Source organism: Adhaeribacter soli, assembly GCF_008727925.1.
GTDB lineage: Bacteria > Bacteroidota > Bacteroidia > Cytophagales > Hymenobacteraceae > Adhaeribacter_A > Adhaeribacter_A soli.
Map to the genome: position 1 here is coordinate 97,341 of NZ_VTWT01000002.1, position 25,786 is coordinate 123,126.

Consider the following 25,786-nt stretch of genomic DNA (forward strand, 5'->3'; position numbering starts at 1 on the left):
ATTCTCCTACGTAATCAACTATTTACCGGTTTAATTCCCGGAACACCTTTTTTCACTTATTTAAATACCGTTTTTTACGGGTAACGGGGCCGGAATTTTTAGAACGCTGCCCCTGTTTTCAGATATTCAGATAAACCCTATGACTTTAGATAACCGCATTGAAGCTTTTGCCCGTTTAGGCCAGCGCCTGAAAAACTTAAGCCCCGATGAATTACAAAACTTAGCTTCCCGTGCCCGGAACGCCAATTCCTGGTTCGACCTGCCCAACGTAACGGCCGCTTTTCAGGGTATTGCCAATTTGCTCGAAGAACAATACCTCCGGGAATGGCTTTATACGTACGATTTCCCGGAACTCGAGTCTCCAAAAAAAGTGGGCATCGTAATGGCCGGCAATATTCCCTTAGTCGGTTTTCACGATCTGCTGAGCGTGCTGATCAGCGGCCACCATGCCCTGGTAAAAACCTCTTCCGACGACCCGCACCTGATCAAATTTGTAGTAGACGAACTCCTGAAAATCGAACCGCGCTTTGCCGATTACATCACGTTCGTGGATCTGTTAAAGGAATCGGAGGCCATTATTGCCACCGGCTCGGATAATACGTCGCGCTACTTTGAATATTATTTTGCCAGCCGGCCGCACATTATCCGCAAAAACCGGAGCAGCGCCGCCATATTAACCGGTTACGAAAAACCGGAAGAGCTGCATGCCTTAGGGAACGATATTTTCCAGTACTTCGGATTGGGCTGCCGCAATATTTCCAAGCTTTTTGTGCCGGAAGGCTACCGTTTCGATCCGTTTTTCGAGGCTCTGGAACCCTACAAAGCCATCCTGGACCACCACCGCTACCAGAACAATTACGATTACAACAAATCGATCCTGCTGGTGAATGGCGTCCCGCACCTGGATAACGGTTTCTTACTTTTAACCGAAAGTAAACAGCCGGTCTCCCCTATTTCGGTGCTGCATTACGAAACCTATAACGGTCTGCCGGATCTGGCTGAAAAAATGAAAGCTTCCGAAGAAAAAACGCAATGCGTGGTTTCCTCAACGGGCTGGTACCCGAAAAGCTTCTCTTTCGGGCAGGCGCAATGCCCCATGGTCTGGGATTATGCTGACGGCGTAGATACCCTGGCCTTCCTGGCAAAACTATAATTGCCTTCCATTCACGAAGAAGCCCGCTCCTTTCCGGAAGCGGGCTTCTTTTTTCCTGATAAAATTATTCCGGCGAAAGCGAACTTGCTTTTAAGCCGAAATTCCAGAATATCATTTTGTTAAGGCTTATTTTCTGACTTAAAGCATGGTGTTTGCGTATTAAGGAGAATGAAAAATTGGCGGAACATATAAAACAAATCGTTTTAGCCACCGTTGATTTTATATGTAGAAATACTATATTAGCAGAAACACTCACAACTAAGCCTCACAAATTCATGGAACATATCCTTAAAGCCCCTGAACTTATCCAGAAAGAAATCATTCCGACCTTGCGTTTCGGCCGGGAAGATGTACTGCAAACGGTTGAGGGGCGCAAGCGCCGGCAGCACGACATTCACCGGGCTACTTTACTGGGAAATGCTTACCATGGCAAAGTAGATATTTTCTTTATAACCGAAGACGGCGAACAAAAACGGGTAAACACCACCATCTGGGACTACGACAAAGAATACATCATGCTCAAATCCGGCTCCTCCCTCCCGATCCGCTGTATTAACGGCGTGGAATTTTATTAATTATTAATTGTTGATTGCTGATTGTTAATTGTTGATTGCTGATTGTTAATTGTTGATTGAAAAAAATCTCTCATTACCCTGTAAGACAATCAAAATTTCAACCAAGAACAATTTAGCCAATAAACAATCAGCAATTAACAATCAACAATTTTAAACCCGGTCCAGTACTTTCAGGATCAGATCGTTAATGGTTTCGTCAGCATTTTCGGCGAAGCGGTGATTTACGCGGTCGGCTACGATGGCATTCAAAGACAGCATTTCGTGGCCCAGCAACCTTCCCAGGGAATAATAGCCGGCCGTTTCCATTTCAAAATTGGTGATCTTAAAATCTTCGAACTGGAAGCTGTGATAGGCTTGTATAAGCTGCTCGTTTTTCAGCGGCACGCGCAATACGCGGCCTTGCGGCGCATAAAAGCCCGGACAGGTTAGCGTGTTTCCCGGAATCATATCGAAGGCAATTTTCTGACGCAAGCTCTCGGAACCCTGCACGCAATAAGGCGCAAACGGTAAGCCCAACTGGGCTTTCAGGCCTTCGGAGATACTGTTTTCAAAATCGGTTTGCACCAGCGGGTAAAACTGCATCAGGCTGTCGAGGCCGATGGCGTAATTGCTGGCCAAAAGGCCACCAAGTGGCACCGAGCTTTGCAAAGCGCCGGAAGTACCAACACGAATAATTTTCAGGGAAATGCGGTCTTCTTCGGCCACCGGAATCCGGGTAAGCAAGTCTATGTTTACCAGGGCATCCAGCTCGTTCATCAGGATATCGATATTATCGGTGCCCATGCCGGTGGAAATTACCGTTAGGCGTTTGCCTTTGTAGTACCCGGTATGCGTAATAAATTCCCGTTTGGCCACTTCAATTTCAATGGAATCGAAGTAGCGGCTTACTTTGGCTACGCGCTCCGGGTCGCCTACCGTAATAATGGTATCGGAGATATGTTCCGGAAGTAAGTTCAGATGGTAAACACTACCGTCGGGGTTTAAAATGAGTTCCGATTCTGGAATTGCTTGCATGGCTAATCTTTTTCTTGAAATTTGAGGTGAAGGTAGCAGATTTGAAAATGAGAAAGCGGGAAAAAGCGAAAATAATTTCCCTTTTCCTGCCCTACGTTAAAAACAAAAAGCAGGTAACATTTACCTGCTTTTTGTTTTCATATTCCTGAATTCCTGGTCTATTTAAGCGTTGGCCTTCGTCCGTTTCAGTCCTTTGAACGGATTATAGCCGTTGGTTTCTTTCTGGTAATATCCGCTGCCGTCGTAAGGCCTTACTTCCGGGTGATTTTTACATTCTTCCGAACAAGCTCCCTGCATTTCATGGCCGCAGCTCTCGCAGATGGCCACGTGAATGTTGCAGCTCGGGTTGGCACAGTTCACCATGCGGTCGGAAGGTGTGGCACACACGTAGCATTGGGAGATAACGGTCGGGTTTACTTTGTTCACGTCTACGGTTAAGCGGTTATCGAACACGTAGCATTTGCCTTCGAAATCTTCGCCGCCGGCTTCCATGCCGTACTTAATAATGCCGCCGTGCAGCTGGTACACGTTCTCGAAACCCTGTTCCAGTAAAAACGCGCTGGCTTTTTCGCACTTAATGCCGCCGGTGCAGTAAGTCAGGATCTTCTTATCCTTGTACTTTTCTTTCAGCTCGTCTACCTTGGCCGGGAAATCGCGGAAGTTCTCGATCGGCAGGGTAACGGCATTTTTAAAGCGGCCCACGTTGAATTCGTAATCCGAACGTACATCCAGAATAACCACGTCTTCGGAGTCCTTCATTTTTTTGAATTCTTCGGGCTCCAGGTGAATACCGGTGCGTTTGTTCGGGTCGATGTTCCGCAGGCTGGAATGCACAATTTCCGGTTTGTGGCGCACGTGCAGCTTGGCAAATGCGTGCTTATCGGAATAGTCTACCTTGAAATCGGTTTTGGCAAACCGCGGATCGGCTTTTACGGCGGCCATGTACTTTTCACAATCCTCTTTCAGGCCGGAAACGGTACCGTTCAGCCCTTCGGCAGCAATAATAATGCGGCCGCGCAGGTTCAGGTCCAGGCAAAGGCGGTGATGTTCTTCCCGGAATTGCTCCGGATCTTCGATCTGCGTGTAGCAGTAATAAAGTAAGATGCTGTAATCTTTCATAACGGGCTTAGCTTCAGACTAAGTGTTTAAATTTCTGTTTGGTGCCGCAAAATTACATTTATCGGCACAAACTAAAAAGTGATAAATATCAGTAAAGGTTCCGGTTTGAATTGCTTCACGGTTAAATTGTTAAATGGTTAAATGGTTAAATTGTTTAATGGTTGGATTGCTAAATGGTTAAAACTGAAGAATTTAAATTATTCTGAACAAATAACAGTTTAACCATTAAGCAATTAAACAATTTAATCAGGTTTTTCAGGCAAAAAAGGTATCGTTTTTCCAGGAGAGCGTGGAAGGCTCTCCCGATTTATAATACCAGAGCGGCAGCAGAATAAAGACGAGCGAATAATTTAAACCGACCTGGGTTTCCAGGGTGGCTTCGAACAGGAAGGAAAAGGTGATGATGAGGTAATGAATCAAGAATAAGGGCTCGAAACGGGGCGAAAACCGCAAGAGCGGATAATAAAAGCCAATCATAAAGAGCAGCGTGCCTACGATGCCGAAAACTACCAGGTAAAAAATGAACTGGTTATGCGGTAAAATATGCCCGCGTTCCTTTATTTCCGGGAACAAGGTCGAATATTTCTGATCCAGCTCCGGTTCTAAATTTCCCATGCCTACGCCCAGAACCGGATGCTCCTGAAAAACTGCCATGGCCACTTTGTAAGAATACACCCGGCCGGCAATGGAATAGTTATGCGCGTTTTCCGCTTTCGAAACCCGCTGCATATCTTCGATGGTTAAGTAAAACCGGTTATAGAAAGTAGGCAGCGTATAAAAGGCTGCCATTAAACCCAAAGCCAGCCCCGCGCTTATAAGAACTACCCGTTTATATTTTTTCCGGACAATGAGATCGAACAATAGCCCCAGGCCGACCACTGCATAAAAAGCTACCAGGCCGCTCCGTACGGCCAGCAGGTGCAGGAAAACGTACAGCCAGCAGGTAATTCCTAAAATAAAAAGCCGCTCCCAGTTATATTTAAAGAAGAATTCCTGGCGGTAAAAACGGTACCCGATTACAATGGCAAAAGCAACCATTAGGCTGAAGCGCACATGGTTGGTGGGCGTATCCATTATTTTGGAATGCTTGTACAGCGCATTTACTTCAGAAAAGTTAACCAGGTAATTCCCCAGGCTATAGAGCGAACCGGCAAAAACGCAAAGCAAAAAGAAGTAATAAAGCACCTGCAGCCGCCTTTGCGAAATGGCCGGTAAAAGCAGAAAAGAAAGCGGGAATATTACCAAAGGTAATTTCATGGACAGGTCCCGGTACAGAAACTTCCGGTCGATGAGTTCCGGCTGAAGCAGCCCTAATAAATGCAGAACATAGATCAATCCGAACCCCGCAAAGCAACCAAATAAGCGTTTATCGCATTTAACCGCTGAGAATCTCCAGGAAGCCAAGGCAGTAAGCAGCAAGCCTACCGTAGCAATGCTGGAAAGCAAACGGGCAAAGTAAGTGGTAAACATGCCGGCTATAAGCAGGCAGCAGAAGAAAAAAGCTACCTCCGAAAAGCTCCACCTGTTAAATAAAAGATAGCCTTTACCCATTTAAATGGTTCGCAAAATAAATGATCGGGTAAATTATACTTTCTGGGCCGGGTTACCGAAAACCGTTTGTCCGGCCGGCACATCGGCAATTACTACGGCTCCGGCGCCAACTCTGGCTTTTTTCCCGATCTTCACTCCTCCTACAATTACCGCACCGGTACCAATAAAGGCCTGCTCTTCGATCTGCGCTTCGGCGTTTATCAGAGCTCCGGCGCCAACCTGTACAAAATCGCCTAACGTTGCGCCGGTCTCTATCACGGCATTCGATTGAATAATGCAATTATCCCCGATCCGGCAATCGATCTGCACAACGGCGCCTGCATTGATCAGGTTGCCGTGGCCCAGCCAGGCCTGTTCGGAAACATAACTGGCTTTGTGGATGGCATTTACGGGCACCTGCTTGTAATCTTCTTTCAGTTTATTGGCTATAGATTTCCGGGCAGCCGCATCGTCGAGGGCAATAAAAACCTCGCATTTCTTGCCCAGAATTTTCAGGTACTCTTCTTCGTCGGTATTACCCAGAACCGGAACGTTGTGAATTTCAGTCTGGTGCAGTTTTGCGTCATCGTCCAGAAAGCAATACACCACTACGTTGTTGCTGGTAAAAATATCGAGGGCAGACTTTCCTGTTGGCGAAGCACCAAAAATGATAACCGGGTTTTCCATAAAATTCTGAAATAGTGGCAAAGCTACGGTTTTCTCATCCGGTTTGCAACATTCGCGGCTTGCCGGAAGAACAATCGGTTAAAGCGTATCAGCATATTTTTCCAGACGGGAAGCTGTAATAAAAGGAAAATAAAGAAAGGCAGAATCGCAGACCGGTAACGATTTAAAGAACCCAGGTTGGGCGTAGATAAGCCGAAAATGGTTGCCATTATAAATATATAAACCAGAAGCACAAAATAGAATCCAGGAATTTGTTTAGGTCTTCCTTTATAAAAAACTGAAAAAATGCCTAAGCTTAGCACCAGTAAAACCAGGTTCTCAATTCCTGCCAGTCGGTAAAGCAGGTTATTGCCTTCCCAGAAAAAGGGCCGGTAAAATACGCTCAATACTGCTTCGGGAACATTGGCAAGTGCGCTAAAAAAAGTGGGTTCGAAATTCTCCAGTCTAATTACCGGCCGACCGGTCGATAACTTCTGCAGGGTATTGTAATTTGAGACGAGCCGCCGGAAGAAAAATTGGATATCAAAACTTTCGCTCCACTGCTGAATGAAAGCGGCCAGCGGCAACAATACTACCGGCAAAATCAACCCTAAGCGGGAGGGCTTTCTGAAAAAGGGAAATTTCTGTTGCAGCCAGCGCAAAACAAACCAGGCGGCAGTAAGGCAAAAAACCAGGGCCGCTAAAAAGAACTTGATCTTCCACAGAATATATCCTGAAAAAAGCAGGAGCAGCAGCCAGAAATGTTTTCGGTTCCCATGTCCGTACAACAGGTTTAATGCAGCTCCCCAGAAAAAACACAAAGAACCTAACAGCACGCTTTCTTTTAAAATGCCGGAAGTCCAGAATACCACGGAAGGGAAAAACAGAAAAGCCAGCACCGCCGGAAACGTACTTCCCGGAAAAAATTTATGCACCGTTCGCACAAAATACCAGCAGCCGGCAAAACAGAATAAAGTGAAAAAGAGGCTGTTCAGGAAATAATTACTGCCGGTAATAAAATTAAGCAGACTAAGGGGTTTTATAAAGAAGAAAGAATTGGAGTAGGTTTTGATCTTACCCAGCTGAATGATTCCCGGTTCCGGCAGCTTGCTGAAGAAAATTAAGTTCAGGTAGCCCGTGAAATCATTAAATCCAAAAGCAGTAAGCGACTCGGCAGCCTTCTGGTAAAGAAACGTATCATATTTGCCTTGGTACGCCAGGCCTATAATAATGCCGCAAAGGATTTTAAAAGCCAGCGCAGGCCAGAATAAATGCCTGAATGAAAGGTCGCGCGCTGCCAGCTTCCAGAAAAGAAAAACCAGCCCCGAAAAAATACTCAGGGAAAGAATGGCAGAAAAAAGCATTTCAGGCAGCAGTTTTTGAACGTTTCAGGATACTGTTCCCGATGGCGCATTGCAGACAATGTACCGGCTGGCAGTAATTCTGCCCTAAAGATAGCAAGCCCTGCGATTGGGCGGCCGATTTATTTTCGAAACCCATCTGTTGAAATGCTTCCAGAATATGGTTCTTTTCCGGCGGCAGGGCCTCGAGTAAATGCAGGGCTTTCTCTACCAATGCGGGCTGGTCCATTTCCCGGGCATACGCGACCAGCAGCGGCGCCACTACGTTTATCAGCAGCAAATGCACGCTGCTTTTACCCAACGCCCCGATCTTAAAATTAGCTTCCCTTTCCGGCATATAATGCTTCTGCCAGTAACCCGAAGGATTCACCTTAAAAAATGCCTCGAGCTCTTTCAGCCGCAAATTACCGGTAAGGGTAGAAAACCAATGCGGGCGCGCGGAAATCAGAACTGCCAACTGGCTAAGCCGTACCGTTGGAAAATTAGCCGGACGCAACCGAAGGAAATTCCAGTCCGAAGGCTGCAAGGCCGGTGGCAAGTCGTATTTATGTTTCAGAAAAAGGTATTCCCGGCGGAGTTGCAGCAAATAAGGATCGGTATGGTTTTCCGCTAAAAAACCGGCCTGACCAAACAACAGCGCTTCCGTTTGCAAGGACTCATACTGGTGTTTCTGCAGGATTTTAAACGGCAGGGCCTGGGCCAGCTTCGAAAAACCGTTCTGGTTAATTTTAAAGCCAAAGCCGACCAGCATTATTTTATAAAGCGTTTCTTCCCAGTTATTGCCGGAATGGCGGTAAATCTCGCGGATGCGCTGGGCCTTTTCTTCGAGCCTTTCCAGCAATACCCTTTCCAGCATAAACGTTTTGGTAATAGCCGGAACCGTCGGCAGAAAAGCTTCGCAGGGAATAGCCGCTTTCGCTTTTTTCAGGTTCTGGTAGGTTTGAAGCAAATTCGGCGAAACAAGCTCTTTTAAGGCAAGTACTGGAACTGGCGTCTGGTCGGTACGCAATACGGTAGCATCGTTTTCCCAGACCACATGCAGAATTACCTGGTCGTATTTGCCGTCGGTGGTGTGGGCGTGCCGTTGCCAGTTCGAAGCTTTCACGTGAAATTCCACGCTGCCAACCCATACAATATCGTTTATCCGAATACTGGCCTGCTGAAAATCGGGGCCGGCGTTCGTATTCAGGTTGCCCGGTTTTAAAACCACCAGTTCTTCATTTCCGGCGGTACGCAGGTTCTCTTTATTAAAGTACTGGAACTTCCAGATGTAGGCCAGAAAATCTTCGGTCATCGCGGCTGCATAATTAACAACAACCAAATGTACGTAATTTTGCGAGGAAGTTTAGTTTACTTATTGAATTATTTGTCAGGTAAAAGCAGACAGAAGCATGGTTGCTACTGAAAACACCATAGCCGTCAGGCTATGATGTTTTATTGTGATTTTAGCCTGTAGAGACGTAATATATTACGTCTCCGTTCGGGGTATTACGTCTTCATTCTGGGTTCAAACAATTATGATTGATGCTAAAGCCAGCTAAAGGGCGGGTACAGACGTTGCTTATTTGTCGCAATGCAGGGAAAGACGTAATATATTACGTCTCTACAGATGGCGGCAATTTGCCTGACGGCTATCGTGAGAACACGCAACAATGGCGAACGGAGGTAGCAGACAATTTAACCTTTATGGACTATTGGCTTTTTCGGTATAAAAACTACCGTCATCCTGAAATGAGTTAGGCCGGCAGGTATTTATCCAGGAGCCGGGCCATTTCCTGCTGCACTTCTTTAGCGGCAGCGCGGGCTTTTTCGGCAAAGTCTTCGCCGCTGGAAGCATAAATAATTTGCCGCGAGGAATTTACCAGCAAACCACACTCCTTATTAAAGCCATGTTGCGAGATCTCGGACAAGCTTCCGCCTTGCGCGCCCACGCCGGGCACCAAAAGGAAATGATCCGGCACAATTTCGCGCACTTTTTTAATATAAGCCGTTTGGGTTGCTCCTACCACGTACATCAGCTGGTCGGCGCTGCCCCACTGCTGGCTGGTTTTTAACACTCGCTCAAACAGCATTTCGGTGCCTTCGGCATTCGTAGGCAACAGCTGAAAATCGTGGCTGCCGGCATTGGAAGTGAGCGCCAGTAAGATCACCCACTTATTTTCATGGCCCAGGAAAGGCTTTACCGAATCAGCTCCCATATAAGGCGCCACCGTAATAGAATCGAAATTCATCTGGCTGAAAAACGCCCGGGCATAGAGTTCGGAAGTATTCCCAATGTCACCGCGCTTGGCGTCGGCAATGCTGAAGCAATTTTCCGGCAGAATGGCTACCGTTTTCTCAAGACTTTCCCAACCTTTCCGGCCCAGGGCTTCATAAAAAGCAATATTCGGTTTATAAGCCACGCAAAGGTCCAAAGTGGCTTCTACGATCTGCCGGTTGAATTCAAAAACCGGGTCTTCCAGGTTCAAAAGGTGCTTCGGGATCTTATTAATATCGGTATCGAGGCCGATGCAGAGGTACGATTGCTTTAAACGGATCTGAGCGAAGAGTTGGGCTTTGTTCATAGCGGGCAGGCAGGAGGCTGATTTTGGCGCAAAGCTATTTTATTTTTTTTGCTTTCCGAAAAAAATTAAAAAGGCCCTGTAGCGTAACTACGGGCACAATTGGGCCAACCTTTTGCTTTTCTTAGTGACCGAAAAAAAAATATCATAAAATTTATTATGGAAAATTGGCTAACAGGTCTTACCTTGCTGAACTAATTCTATAAAAACTATCTTTTAACTTAAAGATATCTGTTATGAAACATTTAGGATGAGGGCAATATAATATCCGGAAAACATTTGCGTTATGTTCGTGTTAACTTAATCTGAGGCTCTGGTATTTTAACAGCAAACATTATCTAAATTATTTTTCGAACTTAGTAGAATAAGTGTTATATTTGCCCTGGAATCCCGGATGGTTAACGATGGATTTCTTTTTTAAAACTCTCACAAAAAAACCATGATCTGTAAACTAACCTTAAAAAACTCAGACAAGCTGGTGCTTGTAGACGACACCGTTTATGATTACCTGCAGAATGACCCGTACCTGACAAGCATCGGCTTTTTAAAGCACCTGCGCATTCACTCAGGCGGTTACGCTTTCTTCCAGAAGAACTGGCCATTAAAAAACGGCACGTACCGGAACGAAACCATTTATTTGCACAAACTAATCGGCCTGAAATTCATTGAACAGCCACAGGATGACCGTCGTTTGTACGTTACTTTCAAGAACAGCAATCGTTTGGACTGCCAGATTGAAAACCTTGAGTGGGCTCCGCTGAGCAAGGTAGTACGCAACACTTCCAAAACCGACAACAAATTAGGTATCCGGGGCGTTGTGAAAGATTCCAATAAGTACCGCGCCATTATTCACTACGAAAAACAGCGGATTAACTTAGGTTTGTTCGAAACGCTGGAAGAAGCTGCTTTAGCTTACAACCGTAAATCAGAAGAACTTTTCGGCATAACCAAGAGCCTCAACAAAATTGAAGGTTACGAACCGAAAGAAAAATAACCAAAATCTCTCACCAGGAATTTACTGCAAATCATTTTCAAGTTCCTGTGCCGGGCCGGTCTCCTAAGTAAGAGGCTGGCCCGGATTTTTTTTGCCCCTAGATCAGGATTTTCAGGATTTAAAGATTTTCAGGACAATTGTTTAAATCAGGATCAGAATTTTCAGAATAAAAGAATTTTCAGAATTAGGAATTACATGTAGGGGCATCCCTTGTGGGTGCCCTTTCACATTATCATTTCACGTTTATGTCTGAACACAATTTTAAGGAATAAAGGATTTTCATGATTTCCCTTTTCCCACGTACGGACAGGGCTTGACCTGTCCCCACGCATATCGCCAGCGCAGCGTTGCTCGAGCCTACATTATCTGAACTTACACAAAAAGATAAAAGCCAGCTCGGTGGGAAACTGACAGAAGCCTGTCCGGAGCATTTCGGGCTTGAGGGGGGGAAGTCAGTTAAGAGTTGAAAGTTATGAGTTAAGGGTAAAAGCCTATTACTATAATTGAAAGTCTCAACAAGAAAGCTAACCAAACAAAATAGGCTGCCTCCTTTAAAAGAAGCAGCCTTTAAAACAGTAGGCTTAGTGCCTGAAAAAACAGCTTAGCGTAAGTCGATCACTTTAACGCCCTTGTACTTGGTTTTATCGAAGGCGAAAGTATTGCCATCTACCGGTACGTTCGGCGTGAATTCTTTAATGGTGAAGGTATAACGGTTACCGTTGTTCTTGAACATTTTCCAGCTCTTTACCGAGTTGTCTTTTTTGCTGATGAGCATGCGCACTTTAAAGATCGGGTTGCTTTTATCTTCCGGCGAAAGCTCGATCACGCTGCAAAGTTCGCCATCCACTTTTTCATCGTTCAGATAAACGTATTTGTAGCCTTTCTTATACATGGTGTAGATCCGGTTCGGGGACATTTCCTGCTCATCCGGGTCGTTTTCCGAAATATTCACCTCGTTTTCCGATTTCATGTAGGTCCAGATGGTAGCGCCGTTGTTGATCACTTCCTGGCCGCTCATTTTTAACCGGAATTTGTTGCCGCTCACGGTAATGTCGCCTTCCATGTTTTCCTTTATTTTGGCCGAAGGGTTTTCCAGGGTCTGTACGAAGCTGGCGCGGAAGGCTTTCATGGCCTGGTATTTTTTGCTCATGGCATCCAGGATCTTTGCCGCTTTGGGGTCCTGCTGAGCAAAAGAAAGCTGCACGATGCTGAACAAAAAGAAAAATAAAATTGATATGCGTTTCATATAGGGTATTGGTAAAAAATCCGAAAAAGCGGCAATCTGAAAATGTTTTGAGGTTTATACTGCTCCCGATTTCAAAGTGCCAACATCTTCTAATGCGTAAGAGTTTATTATTTCTCCATGCTATTCAATAACTGTTCCAAACTGTATTCGTCCGGAATTAAAACCTCGCGCGCTTTGCTGCCCTCGAACGGACCAACTACCCCGGCGGCTTCCAATTGATCGATTAAGCGGCCGGCGCGGTTATAACCCAGTTTCAGGCGGCGCTGCAATAAAGAGGTACTTCCCTGCTGGTGCATCACAATGGTCCGGGCTGCTTCTTCAAATAAAGGGTCACGGTTGCTTGGGTCGAAATCGGCTTTTTCGCCACCGCCGCTGTCATCACCTACAAATTCCGGCAGCAGATAAGCATCGCTGTAGCCCTGCTGATCACCGATAAAATCGCAAATGCGGTCTACTTCCGGGGTATCTACAAAGGCGCACTGCAAACGGATCAGGTCGGAACCTACCGAGAACAGCATATCGCCCTGCCCTACCAATTGGTCGGCGCCGCCGGTATCCAGAATGGTGCGGGAGTCGATCTTGGAAGTCACTTTAAAGGAAATGCGGCACGGGAAGTTGGCTTTAATAATACCCGTAATTACGTTTACCGAAGGCCGCTGGGTAGCAACCACTAGGTGAATACCAATGGCACGAGCCAGCTGCGCTAAACGGGCAATCGGCGTTTCCACTTCTTTCCCGGCCGTCATCATTAAGTCGGCAAGCTCGTCGATTACCAGTACAATGAAGGGCATAAAACGGTGGCCTTTTTTCGGATTCAGGCGGCGCTCGATGAACTTCTGGTTGTATTCTTTCAGGTTACGGCAGCCGGCATCTTTCAGCAGGTCATAACGCATATCCATTTCCATGCAAAGCGAATTCAGCGTGTTCACTACCTTTTTGGTATCGGTAATGATCGGTTCTTCGCTGTCGGGCAGTTTGGCCAGGAAGTGGCGCTCTATTTTATTGAAAAGGGAAAGCTCTACTTTTTTCGGGTCAACCAATACGAATTTCAGCTGGCTCGGGTGCTTCTTATATAAAAGTGAAGTAAGAATGGTATTCAGACCAACCGATTTCCCCTGGCCGGTAGCACCCGCCATGAGCAAGTGCGGCATTTTGGCAAGGTCGGTAATGAACACTTCGTTCGTGATGGTTTTACCGAAAGCAATTGGCAGGTCCATTTCGCTTTTCAGGAATTTCTCCGTACTCAGGATCGATTTTATGGCCACCATTTCCTTTTTCTTGTTCGGCACTTCAATACCAATGGTACCCTTACCCGGAATTGGCGCGATAATACGAATACCCAAGGCGGCTAAGCTCAAAGCAATATCGTCTTCCAGATTTTTGATCTTGGAAATACGCACCCCGGCATCCGGCACAATTTCGTAGAGCGTAACCGTCGGACCGATGGTGGCTTTAATGCTGGCAATACCGATGCTGTAATTGGCCAGCGTTTCAACAATTTTATCTTTATTGGCTTCGAGCTCTTCCTTGCTTACCTGTATTTTATTGCCGCCATAATCATTAAGCAGTTCCAGGTTCGGGTATTGGTAGCGGGCCAGATCAAGCGTTGGATCATAATTTTCGATGGCAATGCCGGTGGCATCGTCTGGTAAAGGCGTTACATCTAATTCAACCGGTTCTTCTTCTATAAACTCCTCTTCATCTTCGAACTCCTCCAGTTCCAGGTGCGGCGTTTCGATCTGCAGGCTTAAATTATTGGCCGGAGCAGGCGGCGTGACGACCGGCGGAGCAACCACTACCGGCGGCGTTACATTCAGTTCCAGGGCATGGCCGTTGGCGCTGTTTCCGCCAGGCTTTTTAACGGTAAATGTTTCGGCAACTTCTTCCAGTTCTTCGTCTTCTTCAAAAAACTCCTCGTCTTCCTCCTCTTCCTCTAAATTGGCAACAGGATTGGTATAGTGGTTGAAACCGGTGGAAAGCTGCTCGTACGTTTCGCCGTCGGCAGCAATCTGGTTACCGCGTGGTTTGGCAGCGGTTTCAGTTTGCGGGTTGGTTGCTTTCAGGGTGGTAATATTGAAGAAGAAAACCACGAAAACGATCAGCAGGAACGCCAGTAGCAGGATAGAACCCCAGCCGATGATGCTTTCCATCCACAGGGCCGTTTCGTAGCCGATGCCGCCGCTGAAAAAGCCGTAATCGGCCACCGTGTTGCTACTCAGCACCAGGTAACCGCACAAAAGGCTGGTCCAGAGCATGCCGAAAAGGCAGAAGGTATTTACCGAAGAAACAGAAACGAAAGTACGCCGGAAAACGATCTTATACCCCCAGAAAAATACCAGCGGGATCAGGAAAAAAGCCCCAATGCCAACCCACTCGTTAATAAAATAATTGGCAATGTACGCGCCCGTTAATCCCAGCCAGTTCTCCGATTCCAGGCCGGCATCTTTTACGGCCGTCTGGTTCAGGGCCTCTACTACGCTCTGGTCGGCGGGGCCGGTAAACAGGAACGAGACAAAGGCAATCGTTAAATAAAGGGAGGTCAGCAGGAAAAAGAAACCGGCCAGCAATTGAAATCGCCGGTCTTTCAGAAAAGAGATTTGCGGAAACCGGAAGGTTGGCCACGCAATAGGCTTCCGCTCCTTCTTGGGTTTTTCGGATTTCGGTTCGTTGGATTTCCTAAACTCGTTCCGGCCTAAAGGCTCCTTCGTTACATTGCGCGGTGCGTTCATTTGCCTCGCCTCATTCCCAGCTTCGTTACGGTACGTATTTTTTGCCATCGCTACAGTTCAAACCTCAAATTTACATTATTTCTGCTGAAAACGGCGGCCAATTTTATGAAGGAATTCCGGGTTATTTTCCGGCGGTTTCTTTATAGAGCATCTATATTCCTGGCTAACTATATAGCATAACAGCTAACTAATTAACCCACTTACCTTTACTTTCCTGCTATGAATGAGGGAGATAAACTGACTGAAAGAATATTTCTCTTTGCAACTACGAAAAGTTCTCCGGTCATCCCGACGCCAGAGGGGATCTCATCAAAATGATAGTAGCTTCTTTTCAGACTTGGCTGCCTTATTCCGGGAAACTCTCCTATCGTCGAGTTGACTATGATCATTAGTTTCTACCTTAAAACCCGCACTCTTCAAAAAAAGGAAAATGTTTTCTTTGTTCCATTAGTAATGGGATCTGGCTGTTTCCCCGAATTAATCCAACTATCCGCCTTGTTTTTTTAACAGAAATATAGCGTTTTCAGTTGGCATTACACCGCTTCAGAATAGCTTATTTTCCGGCGATGATCTTTTTGTTTATCGCGCGCACCAGACCCGGACCTTCGTACACGAAACCGGTATAAAGCTGAATGAGGTCGGCACCGGCCTCCAGTTTTTCCAGCGCATCTTCCGGAGTCATGATGCCGCCTACACCGATAATGCGGATGCTTTCCGGCAGGTGGGCCCGCAAATAGCGGATCACTTCGGTGGCTCTTTCTTTTAAAGGTTTCCCGCTTAAACCGCCCGCTCCTATTTCCTGCAGGTCGGATAAATGGGTTTCGAGGCCATCGCGGTTAATGGTGGTATTGGTAGCAATTATGCCGCTGAGTTTGGTATTGATGGCAATTTCTACAATGTCGTTCAGCTGGCTTTCGGTAAGGTCGGGAGCAATTTTAAGCAGTAGCGGCTTGGGTTGGCGTTTAGCATGGTTGCGCTCCTGCAATTTTGCCAGCAAATGCTGCAGCGGTTCTTTATCCTGCAATTCTCGAAGGCCGGGCGTATTCGGCGAGCTCACGTTCACTACAAAATAATCTACCACCTCATAAAGCGCGTCGAAGCATTTTTCGTAATCGCTCAGTGCCTGCTCGTTGGGGGTATCTTTGTTCTTGCCGATGTTTCCGCCAATAATAATGCTGCTTTTACGATACTTTAGCCGGTGGGCGGCCGTTTCAGCGCCCTGGTTGTTGAAGCCCATGCGGTTAATAATGGCTTGGTCGGCAGGCAGACGGAAAAGACGCGGCTTGTCATTACCGGGTTGCGGCCGCGGAGTAACTGTTCCGATCTCGATAAAACCAAAACCGAAATGCGAAAACTCGTCAACCAGTTGGGCATTTTTATCGAAGCCTGCCGCTAGCCCTACGGGGTTCGGGAACTTCAGACCGAATACTTCGCGCTCCAGGGCAGCATGCTTTACACAAAAAATATTATCGGCAATTCTGGAGGAAAAAGGAAGGCGGAAGGCAGTCCGGATGGCGCTGTAAGAAAGCGTATGAATCTTTTCGGGATCGATCTGGAAAAGCAGCGGACGTAAGAGCGATTTATACACAGGCAAGAATTTGTGAGAGGCTTATTTTACTTGCATACAAATATATAATAATATTACAGGAATAAGCAAGAAAATCAACCGGCTTCCATATCCGGCAGGTTCTTGCCGGATATGGAATAAGCAAAATTAAACCGGCGCAAAGCTGTTAAGGCTTCCTTCCTTTTGCTGCCCTTTTTCAAGTTTAAAGGTACTGTTTTCCGAGGAAAATGGATTTCAAGAACATAAATTAAATTTCACAGGCAGCGTTAGCCCGTTAAATATTGTCTTGTTAAAAAGACAAGGATATGTTTAGATGGACGATAAGAATTATACAGGCAGGCTTCGTTTTACTTACCCTGCTCTTGCTTACCCGGTTCGATAAAGGGCATCGTTATCATAAGAATCGGTTTTGAATTTCAGCTAATTGGTTAAGAAAATGGTTTAGGGAAGTACTGGGTTAAGAATAATGGAAGCCTGGTTATAAAAACCCGTGACAGACTGGTAACATCTTCTTATCTTAGCTGCAGGCTTTGCGGTTGCTTTTAAAGCGGTTATGAGTTTAAGGTTGAACCTTCGCAAATTAAGCTTATAACTGGAGTAGCGTTTTAAATCATTTGCGAGTCAAATTGAAACAAACACATCTTTTTTCAAATGAAGCAGGTTCCTGGTTTTATAAATTTGTTTTTAGTTGTTTCCTTTTTTTTAATCTTAAATGCTTGTAACGGCAAATCGAAATCAGACCAACCCCATGAAGGCAAACGAGTTGAGGAAAAGAAAAAGAATTATAAACCGAAGCAGAAAGAAGTTCCTGCACAGCCGCCTCTCCCGGTAGTACATCCAAAACTGCAAGATCTCAGGTTATTTGTTATCAGGATGCATGAAATAAAACCCAAATGGAGCACCGGTTTTATTTCGCTGTCAGATATTTATCATCCCGATACTGCTGCTATGCCGGATCTAACGGAAAAGGAATTTGAGGATATCCAATATCTTAAACTAACCGGTAAAAACCGGAAAGCCTTTCTTGCCGGAACAAAAATATCGGAAACGGATACCGTATTCCTCTATGATTATGCTATCGATGTTCTCGCCACATTTCCTGTAAAAAGCCTGGGAGTAATGGCAACCCCCAGCGTTTATAGATCCAAAGAAGACTGGCCATTCCCCCAGGACGATTTTATGATCGGATTTGAGATAAAACCAAACCATTTAAAAAAGTTTGGGGAATATTCAGACCATACCCTGGTATTTATAGGTAAAGAAAATCATTTTATTAAAGGGCAGCTAAAACCAATTAAATGGGAAAAAATAGCTGTAAAGGATTTTCCTTCTACCTCAACAGATGCGGCGACCTATTCTAAGGTAAATACTACTCTCCGGGAATTCACATTTCCTAAAAGCTTTTCAATTCTTAAGAATAAAGAAGTCCAAGTAAACACTTATAAGTACGAAACCAACGGCTACCGGTATTTCATTAAAAGTTTTTTCATAAAGCGGGAAGGGTATGACGAAATTCTTGCCCGGAGATTACTCATTTATAAATCCGATCCGCAGGAACTGGTTTGTGATAATTCCTTTGTTTTAAGCGATGGCTTATCACCCACTCCGCTGAATTACGTTGAGCGTAAGGATGACCAGGCAGCCTATCAATGGACGGGAAATCTCTTCAGAAACAAGCCTCCCGTAATTTTTGAATTTGAATACGCTTCTTTCGGTTGTCCTGGAATTACGTTTTTAAGCAAATCTGAAGGTGAAATCTATATAAATTGCGATAACCGCCATTAACCTATTCCTCTCTAACTCCTCGGATGAAAATCGGTAATGATCTGCTTTAAATAATCCCGGTCCAGGTGCGTGTAAATTTCGGTAGTGGTGATGCTTTCGTGGCCCAACATCTCCTGAACGGCCCGCAAATCCGCGCCGCCTTCTATTAAATGCGTGGCAAACGAATGCCGGAACGTATGCGGACTGATCTGCTTGTTCAACCCGATCTTCTGGGCCAGTTCCTTTATAATGAGAAAAATCATAACCCGCGTTAATTTGGCTCCCCGCCGGTTCAGAAAAAGATAATCCTCCTGCCCGGGCTTAATTTTCAGGTCTTTGCGAAAATGCTCGAGGTAGATCTGAATAAATTTAAGCGCATCGCGGCCAACCGGCACCAACCGTTCTTTATTGCCTTTCCCTACCACTTTCAGGAAACCCAGATCCGGGTAAAAATTACTCAGCTTCAAATCTACCAGTTCCGAAACCCGCAGACCCGAACTGTACAGCGTTTCGAGCATGGCCTTGTTGCGCGCACCTTCCGCCTTCGAAACATCGATGGCGTTCAGCAATTCCTCAATTTCATGAAAGTTCAGCGTATCGGGCAGTTTGCGGCGTAGCTTCGGGGCTTCAATGGTTTCGGTCGGGTCGGCGGTTACAATGTTTTCCATGATCAGGAATTTGTAAAACGCCCGGATGCCGGAAAGAATCCGCGCCTGGCTCGTAGCCGACATGCCCAGTTCGTTCACCCACTGCAGAAAACCCTGCAAATGCGCTGGCATAACCGCTGCCGGATCAACTTTCTGCCCAGTAGCATCCAGGAACTGGCGCAACTTGCCTAAATCGTTCAGGTAAGCTTCCACCGAATTACCGCTCAGCGATTTTTCCAACTGCAAATAACTCTCAAACTGTTGCTGGTAGATCGGCCAATTCATCTTCTTTAGACATAAGTATCAAGACACAAGTAGCAAGACTAAACTTAAAAAAATAGTAAAAGGAAAAAGTCCTGATACTTGTGTCTTGATACTTATGTCTATAATTCTGCAAAGATACTGAAATCCCGTACCTTTGTTTTCAGAAAAAACGCTACCCATTCTGCCCGAAAAACCATGAAGATCAGCATTATTAACGGACCAAACCTGAATTTACTGGGTCGCCGCGAAACGCAGCACTACGGCAAACGTTCTTTTGAAGATTATTTAAAGGAACTGCAGGAAGATTTTCCGGAACTGGAGCTGGAGTATTTCCAAAGCAACCACGAAGGCGAATTAATTGACAAACTGCACGAAGTGGGCTTTCATGGCTATAAAGGCATTGTGCTGAACGCCGGTGGCTATACGCATACTTCTGTAGCCCTTGCCGATGCTGTTGCTGCCATCGAAACTCCGGTGGTGGAAGTGCACATCTCCAATATTTACGCCCGCGAAAGTTTCCGGCACACGAGTTTGCTCGCGCCAAAATGCGCCGGTTCTATCTCAGGCTTTGGTCTGGAAAGTTACCGGCTGGCGCTGCATCATTTTTTCCGGCTGAAACCCCGGAAGTTAGGCTTTGGTGCGCATAAATAAACAGCCACTTTCTTCGTTCTCTCGTAGGCAATTATTTATTTCCCGAAAAGCCTGACTACTACCGCTTATAAAACGGTAAGCTTTTTGAGATAAATCCTGCTGAAAGAAAACCTTGCTTCCAAACTCACCCATTACCCGCCACCCCTATGCTGCTCAATTTCTATCCTGGTCCGTCAAAAGTTTACCCGGAGGTGCGCCAGTACCTGGCCGATGCCTACGACAGTAGCGTAATTACGCTGCCGCACCGTTCCGAAACCTTTATGCAGCTTATGCGCGCCACGGTGGCCAACCTGAAAAAGAAACTCAACATTCCGCAGGACTATTACATTTTCCTGGCTTCTTCGGCCACCGAATGCTGGGAGATTATTGCGCAAAGCCTTACCTATTCCCATAGTTTTCACCTGTATAATGGCGCCTTCGGGGAGAAATGGTACCAGTACGCGCATAAGATCTGCCCGGAAGCACAGGGGCAGGAATTCGATCCGGAAGAACCGCTCGATGTTGCTAACCTGGAAATTCCGGAAAGCGCCGAAGTGGTGTGCATTACCCAGAACGAAACTTCCAACGGCACCCAGCTCAATGCTAATACCATCCTGAACCTGTTCAACAAGTGCAAAGACCAGTTGCTGGCCGTAGATGCTACTTCAAGCATGGCCGGACTGAATCTGAAATACATTAAAGCCGACATCTGGTTTGCCAGCGTGCAGAAATGCTTTGGTTTGCCACCGGGCATGGCCGTAATGGTTTGTTCGCCTCGCGCCCTGTACCGGGCTAAAAAGATCGACGAGAAAAACCACTACAATAGTTTGGTTCTTCTCTACGAGAAAATGCTGAATTACCAGACATCCTACACGCCCAACACCCTGAATATCTATTTAATGTACCGGGTGCTGGAGCAGCGCGATGTCATTAAAAATATTGACCAGCATCTGGTGCAGCGCGCCCAGCATCTGTACGAATTCTTCGAGCCCTTCACCCAGTTCCGGCCTTTAATTACGAACCCGGAAGTCCGCTCCAACACCGTAATTGCCCTTCAGGGACCGGATAAACTGGTTGAAGAAATAAAGAAGCATGCGTTGGCAAACAACATTCAGCTCGGCAACGGTTACGGCAAATGGGCGCGCACTACGTTCCGCATCGCTAACTTTCCCGCCATTTCCGATACCGATTTCGATGCTTTAAAAGATTTTTTCGTAAAGCATTATAATTAATAAGGAAGTCTCATTAAAAGTAAACTCCCACTTTGGAGGCGGGGCTATTTCATTCTCAAGAATGCTGGTCTAAGTTTTTAACTTAGACCAATTTATAATCTGAAGTTTTCAACTTCAGTGAGGCGACAGCATCAAAAAGGGCTACTGTAGTTTTTTTGAAAGAGCCCCGACCTTTAACGGAAGTGCTTTGGCCTGTGAGACACAGGCCAAGGAGAATTTATATTAGCATGAAACCATCCCCTTCCAAAGGGGGACAGAAAAATTAAACCTGCTCTAAAACACCCACAAACAAGCTATGGAAAACTTAAACAACCTATTCAGCTTAAAAGCAATCACCTCCGTTAGCCTGATTCTTTTTGCCGTGATTGATATTCTGGGCTCCATTCCCGTTATCATTACCTTACGGCAGCGCGAGGGCGTCATTCATTCCGAAAAAGCCACCATCGTAGCCGGCCTTATCATGATCGTGTTCCTGTTCGTAGGCGAATCGATTTTGTCGCTTTTCGGCATCGATTTTCAGAGCTTTGCCTTGGCCGGCGCCATCATCATTTTCCTGATCGGGATGGAAATGGTGCTGGGAATTCACCTGTTTCAGTCGAACCCCGACGCTAAAACCGGCTCCATTGTCCCGCTGGCCTTCCCCTTAATTACCGGTGCCGGTACCATGACTACCCTACTTTCTTTACGGGCTGCTTATTCCCTGCCCAACATTCTGGTCGGCATTGTGCTCAACCTGATCCTGGTTTATATCGTGCTCAAATCTTCGGGCTGGCTCGAACAAAAATTAGGCGAAGGCGGCACGGAAGTATTGCGAAAAGTCTTCGGGGTAATTCTGCTGGCCATTGCCATAAAGCTTTTCAAAACCAACATCACCCTCGAACACCTGATCGGGAAGTAAACGAAAAATGAAACAGCCTACAGGCCCTTTCCTACTACAGAAAAGGGCCTTTTTTATTAATTCAGGGATGCCGGAATTCCTTTGAAGACCTCAATTCTGCGGACATTTTCATAATGCAAGATGAAAGCTCAAAGCTTAACTCCTGATCTTACTCACCGATCAAAATTCATTGCCGTCTGCTTTAGCTGACGTATAGCAGACTGTTTGCCCGAAAATGCCAGGCCTCCTCGTCTCTATATGGCGAAAGAAGTTTTCAGAAAGCCTGAACCCGGAATTGGATGAGAATTCAGAAGAAGTAAACCAAAATCCTGAAAAAGAGTAAACCAAGAACCCGGTAAAAACCGGGAATGCCATCCGGCAAACCACAACCAACCTTTAAACCTTGCGTTTTAGCAAAAAACCGGCGGAACAAGCGTTTGCCGGTTCCCGAAAAAAAATTCAAAACAGGATTAAGATTTAAATGATAAGTGAAGAAGAATTAGCAACCGAAGCCCACGGATTCTTCGGCAACGCTTTGCACTTACTGTCGCAAAGCGGCATTCCGTTTTTAGTGGGCGGCGGCTTGGCCTTGCGCCAGTATACCGGCATCATGCGCGACCTCAAAGACCTCGATCTTTTCTGCAAAGCCGGCGATTACCCCCGTATTTTAAAGTTTTTTTCCGACCAGGGTTTCCTGACCGAACTCACCGATGTGCGCTGGCTGGCCAAAGTCTTTAAAGACGAATACTACATCGATATTATTTTCAATACGGTAAACAACATTTGCTACGTAGACGACAGCTGGTTCCAGTTTGCCACCGAAGGCGAAGCCTATGGCGTACCCGTAAAATTCATTCCGGCGGAAGAACTGCTCTGGTGCAAAATCTACGTGCAGAACCGCGAACGCTACGACGGCGCCGACGTGAACCACATCATTGTTAAATACGGCAAGCAACTCGACTGGAACCGCATCTGGATGCGCCTGGAACAGCACTGGCACCTGCTGCTGGCCCAGATCCTTATTTTTCAGTTCGTGTACCCTACCGAGCGCGACATTGTTCCCCGCTGGCTATTCGATGTGTTAATAGAAAGAGCCAAAGGCCAGTTCGATATGCCGCTGCCGGTAGAGCGCGTGTGCCTTGGTCCCATCATCGACCAGACCCAGTACCGGACCGACATTCTGGATTCGGACTTTAAAGTGATTACCATTAAAACCATTTAAGCTTCATGGAAGAAAATCTGAAAGCTAATATTCGCATTGCCTGTGTCGGCGATATTCACGTGCAGGAAACCGATCAGGGAAAGTGGCATCAATTTTTTAAAGAAGCCTCATCGGCAGCAGATATTCTGATGCTTTGCGGCGATCTTACCGATACCGGTCACCTGGTAGAAGCTGAAATTCTGGCCGAAGAACTGAAAGGCTGCAGCATACCGGTGGTAGCGGTTTTGGGAAACCACGATTATGAACGCGGCGAACAGCGGCAGATCAAAAAGATCCTGGAACACGCCAAGGTACATGTTTTAGACGGGGAATCGGTCGTGATCGAAAACATTGGCTTTGCCGGCGTTAAAGGTTTCGGCGGCGGTTTCGACCGGTATATGCTTTCGATGTTCGGCGAAAAAATGTTCAAGAATTTTGTAGAGGAAGCCGTAGACGAGTCGCTGAAACTGGACCGGGCCTTGTCGCATTTAGAAAGTAATTACGGCGATATTCCCAAAATTGTGGTACTGCATTACGCACCCATAAAAGCCACCATCGCAGGCGAACCCCTGGAGATATTTCCGTTCATGGGCTCCTCGCGCCTGGTAGAACCCATCAACCGCCGGCAGGTAGTAGCTGCTTTCCACGGCCACGCCCACGCAGGAACCCTGGAAGGGCAAACATCCGCCGGGGTAAAGGTTTTTAACGTCGCCAAACCCATTCTGCACCGCGCCGGTTTACCGGGCTATTACATTTTCGAGATCAGCAACAACAATATGCAGGAAAACAACCTGCAGGAAACAAACCAAGCCTAAACAAAAAGCCTCGAAACTGCGGGGCTTTTTTATTTTGCCGGTAAACAATCAGGATTTTCAGGATTAAAGGATTTTCAGGACAATTGTCTGAACCATGATTTTTTTGATTTCCGTGATTTTTATGATTCCCGTGACGGATGTTTGTAGGGACAGGTCGCGACCTGTCCGCACGTTATCTGATCAATTCGGTATTTGATTGGAATTGTCTGAATCAGAATTCTCAGAATTATAGAATTAGCAGAATTATATTAAAGGAGATTTCACGCATATCGCCAGCGCAGCGCCCCCGAAAACCACGTTAGCTGATTAAAAACTAATCTAAAAAACAGCCCACTACAAAGGAAAACTGACACCAGTTTCTGTTCCAAAGACTTTGGATTAACCGGTGCCGACGCAGGAGGCAGCCCGGAAGGGCAGGTGAATCCACGGCTTTGGAGCAGAAACGAAGCCACCCGGCTTGAGGGGGAAAGTCAGTTATGAGTTGAAAGTTATGAGTTATGAGTGTAAAGTCTCATTAAGGTATGCGAGCAAAAAAAACCAATCAGACCAAACCTCAGATTAAAAAATTTCACCAATACCGGTTCTTCGCTATATTTACAACTCAGGAATTCTTTAAAAACTCAAATTAAACAATGGCACAAATTGCAGCTTACTTAACTTTCGATGGCAACTGCCGTGAGGCAATGGAATATTACAGAGAAGTTTTCGGCGGCGACCTTAGGATCCAGACATTCGGCCAAGCGCCCATGGAATCTGCCCCGGATGCCAAAGACCGGATCATGCACGCCCATTTACAAAGCGGCGAACTTACGTTAATGGCTTCCGACGGCATGCCGGGCCAGCCGGTTACTCAAGGCACTAACGTAACGCTTTCGGTACAATGCAAAACCAAAGAAGAGCAGGACAACTATTTCAACAAACTGGCTGAAGGCGGAAAAATTACCATGCCACTGCAGGACACTTTCTGGGGCGCTTACTTCGGCATGCTCACCGATAAATTCGGCACCCAGTGGATGTTCAACACCGAGCATAAACACCAGTAATTTACAAAAACAGTAGGATTTTCTTTATAAAAACCCAGAAGCCTTTCCCAACCCGGAAGGGCTTCTGAGTTTTTATGTAGTCTATTTGCATTTACAACATGTTTTCATAATTTTGTGCAAAATCTAAGTTATGAAGAATTCTTTACTCCATTTTTTTAAGAAGCCCTTATTTGTTGCGTTTTTCTTATTTTCTTTACTTTTTAGTTCCGATCTGTATGCTCAGAAAGCTATACAACTAACGAATAAGAAAACCGGGAAAAAGCTAAAACCAATTGTAGAAGGTACCCGTGTAATTTACTACCATGCGCCCGTAAATGGCCGCTCTGCCACAAGACCAATTAAGGGCATTCTTAGTGAAATTACCCCTACAACCATTACCGTAAACGGAGTAACTGTAAATATTACCGACCTGGTAAGTTTCGGACCTAAAAAAAGCGGTTCTGGTTTCGGGAGTGCGCTCTTAACAGGCTTTGGAACTGCTTTAATTGCTGGATCAATTAAAGAACAAACCCAGGATGCTAAAGCACCTTGTCCGCGTTGCACCGTAGTAAAAGATGCCGTACCCGTGGAAAGAACCTTACTTTTTACTTCTCTGGGGATAGGTTTGGATGCCTTAGGCATTAAATCAGCAATTAAAAATTCCCCCCGAAATTTAAAAAAATGGGAGATACAGATAATTGATATGCAATAATTTAAACAATTGCAGCTCTCAGTTAAAATAAAAACTATTTTAACGCGCCTAATTTAAAAGCCTTTCCCAACCCGGAAGGCTTTTTTTGTATCTTTAAAATCCGGCAG

Annotated in this window: 22 protein-coding genes; 11 read left to right on the top strand and 11 right to left on the bottom strand. The window is 45.9% G+C overall.

Going from position 1 to position 25,786, the window contains the following annotated elements; all coding sequences use genetic code 11:
• Positions 1-139 precede the first annotated feature (139 nt).
• Together F0P94_RS03950 and F0P94_RS03955 are read left to right on the top strand one after the other, a co-directional pair.
• A complete protein-coding gene (locus F0P94_RS03950) occupies positions 140-1,153 on the top strand; it encodes an acyl-CoA reductase (RefSeq protein ID WP_150902503.1) in 1,014 nt (337 codons plus the stop codon).
• A gap of 275 nt (positions 1,154-1,428) precedes the next feature.
• Positions 1,429-1,728, top strand: a complete 300-nt coding sequence (locus F0P94_RS03955) for a hypothetical protein (RefSeq protein ID WP_150902504.1) — start codon at positions 1,429-1,431, stop codon at positions 1,726-1,728.
• A gap of 150 nt (positions 1,729-1,878) precedes the next feature.
• Here F0P94_RS03955 and F0P94_RS03960 read toward each other — a convergent pair whose 3' ends face one another.
• From F0P94_RS03960 to pyrF, 7 genes are all read right to left on the bottom strand, one after another.
• Positions 1,879-2,742, bottom strand: a complete 864-nt coding sequence (locus F0P94_RS03960; RefSeq protein WP_150902505.1) for a nucleoside phosphorylase — start codon at positions 2,740-2,742, stop codon at positions 1,879-1,881.
• 162 nt (positions 2,743-2,904) lie between these two features.
• Positions 2,905-3,861, bottom strand: coding sequence for an oxygen-dependent tRNA uridine(34) hydroxylase TrhO (gene trhO / locus F0P94_RS03965; RefSeq protein ID WP_150902506.1), 957 nt, complete (start codon positions 3,859-3,861; stop codon positions 2,905-2,907).
• A 255-nt stretch (positions 3,862-4,116) separates the two neighbouring features.
• The gene (locus F0P94_RS03970) at positions 4,117-5,412 is read right to left on the bottom strand and encodes an O-antigen ligase family protein (RefSeq protein ID WP_150902507.1); all 1,296 of its coding nucleotides are present in this window, start codon (positions 5,410-5,412) and stop codon (positions 4,117-4,119) included.
• A 33-nt stretch (positions 5,413-5,445) separates the two neighbouring features.
• Complete coding sequence (locus tag F0P94_RS03975) at positions 5,446-6,078, bottom strand: acetyltransferase (protein ID WP_150902508.1); 633 nt, start codon at positions 6,076-6,078, stop codon at positions 5,446-5,448.
• A gap of 23 nt (positions 6,079-6,101) precedes the next feature.
• Positions 6,102-7,421, bottom strand: coding sequence for a hypothetical protein (locus F0P94_RS03980; RefSeq protein WP_150902509.1), 1,320 nt, complete (start codon positions 7,419-7,421; stop codon positions 6,102-6,104).
• Between the two features lies 1 nt (position 7,422).
• A complete protein-coding gene (locus F0P94_RS03985) occupies positions 7,423-8,712 on the bottom strand; it encodes a DUF2851 family protein (protein WP_150902510.1) in 1,290 nt (429 codons plus the stop codon).
• Positions 8,713-9,154: 442 nt separating this feature from the next.
• A complete protein-coding gene (pyrF, locus tag F0P94_RS03990; protein ID WP_150902511.1) occupies positions 9,155-9,982 on the bottom strand; it encodes an orotidine-5'-phosphate decarboxylase in 828 nt (275 codons plus the stop codon).
• 436 nt (positions 9,983-10,418) lie between these two features.
• Between pyrF and F0P94_RS03995 the strand changes: the two genes are divergently transcribed.
• Positions 10,419-10,973, top strand: coding sequence for an AP2/ERF family transcription factor (locus tag F0P94_RS03995; RefSeq protein ID WP_150902512.1), 555 nt, complete (start codon positions 10,419-10,421; stop codon positions 10,971-10,973).
• A gap of 601 nt (positions 10,974-11,574) precedes the next feature.
• On the opposite strand, the gene F0P94_RS04000 is transcribed toward F0P94_RS03995, so the two are convergent.
• The 3 genes from F0P94_RS04000 to F0P94_RS04010 all read right to left on the bottom strand — a co-directional run bounded on the left by F0P94_RS04000 (position 11,575) and on the right by F0P94_RS04010 (position 16,536).
• Positions 11,575-12,219, bottom strand: a complete 645-nt coding sequence (locus F0P94_RS04000; RefSeq protein ID WP_150902513.1) for a LolA family protein — start codon at positions 12,217-12,219, stop codon at positions 11,575-11,577.
• Positions 12,220-12,326: 107 nt separating this feature from the next.
• Positions 12,327-14,996, bottom strand: a complete 2,670-nt coding sequence (locus tag F0P94_RS04005; protein ID WP_150902514.1) for an FtsK/SpoIIIE family DNA translocase — start codon at positions 14,994-14,996, stop codon at positions 12,327-12,329.
• A gap of 505 nt (positions 14,997-15,501) precedes the next feature.
• Positions 15,502-16,536 carry a quinone-dependent dihydroorotate dehydrogenase gene (locus F0P94_RS04010; RefSeq protein ID WP_150902515.1) on the bottom strand — a complete coding sequence of 345 codons (1,035 nt, stop codon included), beginning with the start codon at positions 16,534-16,536 and terminating at the stop codon, positions 15,502-15,504.
• A 630-nt stretch (positions 16,537-17,166) separates the two neighbouring features.
• Between F0P94_RS04010 and F0P94_RS04015 the strand changes: the two genes are divergently transcribed.
• A complete protein-coding gene (locus F0P94_RS04015) occupies positions 17,167-18,300 on the top strand; it encodes an oxidoreductase (RefSeq protein WP_150902516.1) in 1,134 nt (377 codons plus the stop codon).
• An 11-nt stretch (positions 18,301-18,311) separates the two neighbouring features.
• Here F0P94_RS04015 and xerD read toward each other — a convergent pair whose 3' ends face one another.
• On the bottom strand, positions 18,312-19,211 hold the full coding sequence (gene xerD / locus F0P94_RS04020; RefSeq protein ID WP_150902517.1) for a site-specific tyrosine recombinase XerD: 900 nt from the start codon (positions 19,209-19,211) through the stop codon (positions 18,312-18,314).
• 174 nt (positions 19,212-19,385) lie between these two features.
• On the opposite strand from xerD, the gene aroQ reads away from it, so the two are divergent.
• From aroQ to F0P94_RS04055, 7 genes are all read left to right on the top strand, one after another.
• Positions 19,386-19,841 (top strand): type II 3-dehydroquinate dehydratase, encoded by a 456-nt coding sequence (gene aroQ / locus F0P94_RS04025; protein ID WP_150902518.1) that lies wholly within the window; start codon positions 19,386-19,388, stop codon positions 19,839-19,841.
• Positions 19,842-19,987: 146 nt separating this feature from the next.
• On the top strand, positions 19,988-21,052 hold the full coding sequence (locus F0P94_RS04030; protein WP_317133055.1) for an aminotransferase class V-fold PLP-dependent enzyme: 1,065 nt from the start codon (positions 19,988-19,990) through the stop codon (positions 21,050-21,052).
• 295 nt (positions 21,053-21,347) lie between these two features.
• Positions 21,348-21,950: a MarC family protein gene (locus F0P94_RS04035; protein WP_150902523.1), complete on the top strand. Its 603-nt coding sequence runs from the start codon at positions 21,348-21,350 to the stop codon at positions 21,948-21,950.
• Between the two features lie 460 nt (positions 21,951-22,410).
• Positions 22,411-23,151 (top strand): nucleotidyltransferase, encoded by a 741-nt coding sequence (locus F0P94_RS04040; RefSeq protein WP_150902524.1) that lies wholly within the window; start codon positions 22,411-22,413, stop codon positions 23,149-23,151.
• Positions 23,152-23,156: 5 nt separating this feature from the next.
• Positions 23,157-23,945 (top strand): metallophosphoesterase family protein, encoded by a 789-nt coding sequence (locus tag F0P94_RS04045; protein WP_150902525.1) that lies wholly within the window; start codon positions 23,157-23,159, stop codon positions 23,943-23,945.
• 632 nt (positions 23,946-24,577) lie between these two features.
• On the top strand, positions 24,578-24,988 hold the full coding sequence (locus tag F0P94_RS04050) for a VOC family protein (protein WP_150902527.1): 411 nt from the start codon (positions 24,578-24,580) through the stop codon (positions 24,986-24,988).
• A gap of 130 nt (positions 24,989-25,118) precedes the next feature.
• Positions 25,119-25,679, top strand: a complete 561-nt coding sequence (locus F0P94_RS04055; protein WP_150902529.1) for a hypothetical protein — start codon at positions 25,119-25,121, stop codon at positions 25,677-25,679.
• Positions 25,680-25,786: the final 107 nt, after the last annotated feature.

What these genes read in the sequence shown, in the direction of transcription:
- F0P94_RS03970 (WP_150902507.1), bottom strand. Translation starts at nt 5,412, where the DNA reads ATGGGTAAAGGCTATCTTTTATTTAACAGGTGGAGCTTTTCGGAGGTA.
- aroQ (WP_150902518.1), top strand. Translation starts at nt 19,386, where the DNA reads ATGAAGATCAGCATTATTAACGGACCAAACCTGAATTTACTGGGTCGC.
- F0P94_RS04040 (WP_150902524.1), top strand. Translation starts at nt 22,411, where the DNA reads ATGATAAGTGAAGAAGAATTAGCAACCGAAGCCCACGGATTCTTCGGC.
- F0P94_RS04015 (WP_150902516.1), top strand. Translation starts at nt 17,167, where the DNA reads ATGAAGCAGGTTCCTGGTTTTATAAATTTGTTTTTAGTTGTTTCCTTT.
- F0P94_RS03950 (WP_150902503.1), top strand. Translation starts at nt 140, where the DNA reads ATGACTTTAGATAACCGCATTGAAGCTTTTGCCCGTTTAGGCCAGCGC.
- trhO (WP_150902506.1), bottom strand. Translation starts at nt 3,861, where the DNA reads ATGAAAGATTACAGCATCTTACTTTATTACTGCTACACGCAGATCGAA.
- F0P94_RS03980 (WP_150902509.1), bottom strand. Translation starts at nt 7,421, where the DNA reads ATGCTTTTTTCTGCCATTCTTTCCCTGAGTATTTTTTCGGGGCTGGTT.
- xerD (WP_150902517.1), bottom strand. Translation starts at nt 19,211, where the DNA reads ATGAATTGGCCGATCTACCAGCAACAGTTTGAGAGTTATTTGCAGTTG.
- F0P94_RS03960 (WP_150902505.1), bottom strand. Translation starts at nt 2,742, where the DNA reads ATGCAAGCAATTCCAGAATCGGAACTCATTTTAAACCCCGACGGTAGT.
- F0P94_RS04000 (WP_150902513.1), bottom strand. Translation starts at nt 12,219, where the DNA reads ATGAAACGCATATCAATTTTATTTTTCTTTTTGTTCAGCATCGTGCAG.
- F0P94_RS03975 (WP_150902508.1), bottom strand. Translation starts at nt 6,078, where the DNA reads ATGGAAAACCCGGTTATCATTTTTGGTGCTTCGCCAACAGGAAAGTCT.
- pyrF (WP_150902511.1), bottom strand. Translation starts at nt 9,982, where the DNA reads ATGAACAAAGCCCAACTCTTCGCTCAGATCCGTTTAAAGCAATCGTAC.
- F0P94_RS04045 (WP_150902525.1), top strand. Translation starts at nt 23,157, where the DNA reads ATGGAAGAAAATCTGAAAGCTAATATTCGCATTGCCTGTGTCGGCGAT.
- F0P94_RS04055 (WP_150902529.1), top strand. Translation starts at nt 25,119, where the DNA reads ATGAAGAATTCTTTACTCCATTTTTTTAAGAAGCCCTTATTTGTTGCG.
- F0P94_RS04005 (WP_150902514.1), bottom strand. Translation starts at nt 14,996, where the DNA reads ATGGCAAAAAATACGTACCGTAACGAAGCTGGGAATGAGGCGAGGCAA.
- F0P94_RS04035 (WP_150902523.1), top strand. Translation starts at nt 21,348, where the DNA reads ATGGAAAACTTAAACAACCTATTCAGCTTAAAAGCAATCACCTCCGTT.
- F0P94_RS03985 (WP_150902510.1), bottom strand. Translation starts at nt 8,712, where the DNA reads ATGACCGAAGATTTTCTGGCCTACATCTGGAAGTTCCAGTACTTTAAT.
- F0P94_RS03955 (WP_150902504.1), top strand. Translation starts at nt 1,429, where the DNA reads ATGGAACATATCCTTAAAGCCCCTGAACTTATCCAGAAAGAAATCATT.
- F0P94_RS03995 (WP_150902512.1), top strand. Translation starts at nt 10,419, where the DNA reads ATGATCTGTAAACTAACCTTAAAAAACTCAGACAAGCTGGTGCTTGTA.
- F0P94_RS04030 (WP_317133055.1), top strand. Translation starts at nt 19,988, where the DNA reads ATGCTGCTCAATTTCTATCCTGGTCCGTCAAAAGTTTACCCGGAGGTG.
- F0P94_RS04050 (WP_150902527.1), top strand. Translation starts at nt 24,578, where the DNA reads ATGGCACAAATTGCAGCTTACTTAACTTTCGATGGCAACTGCCGTGAG.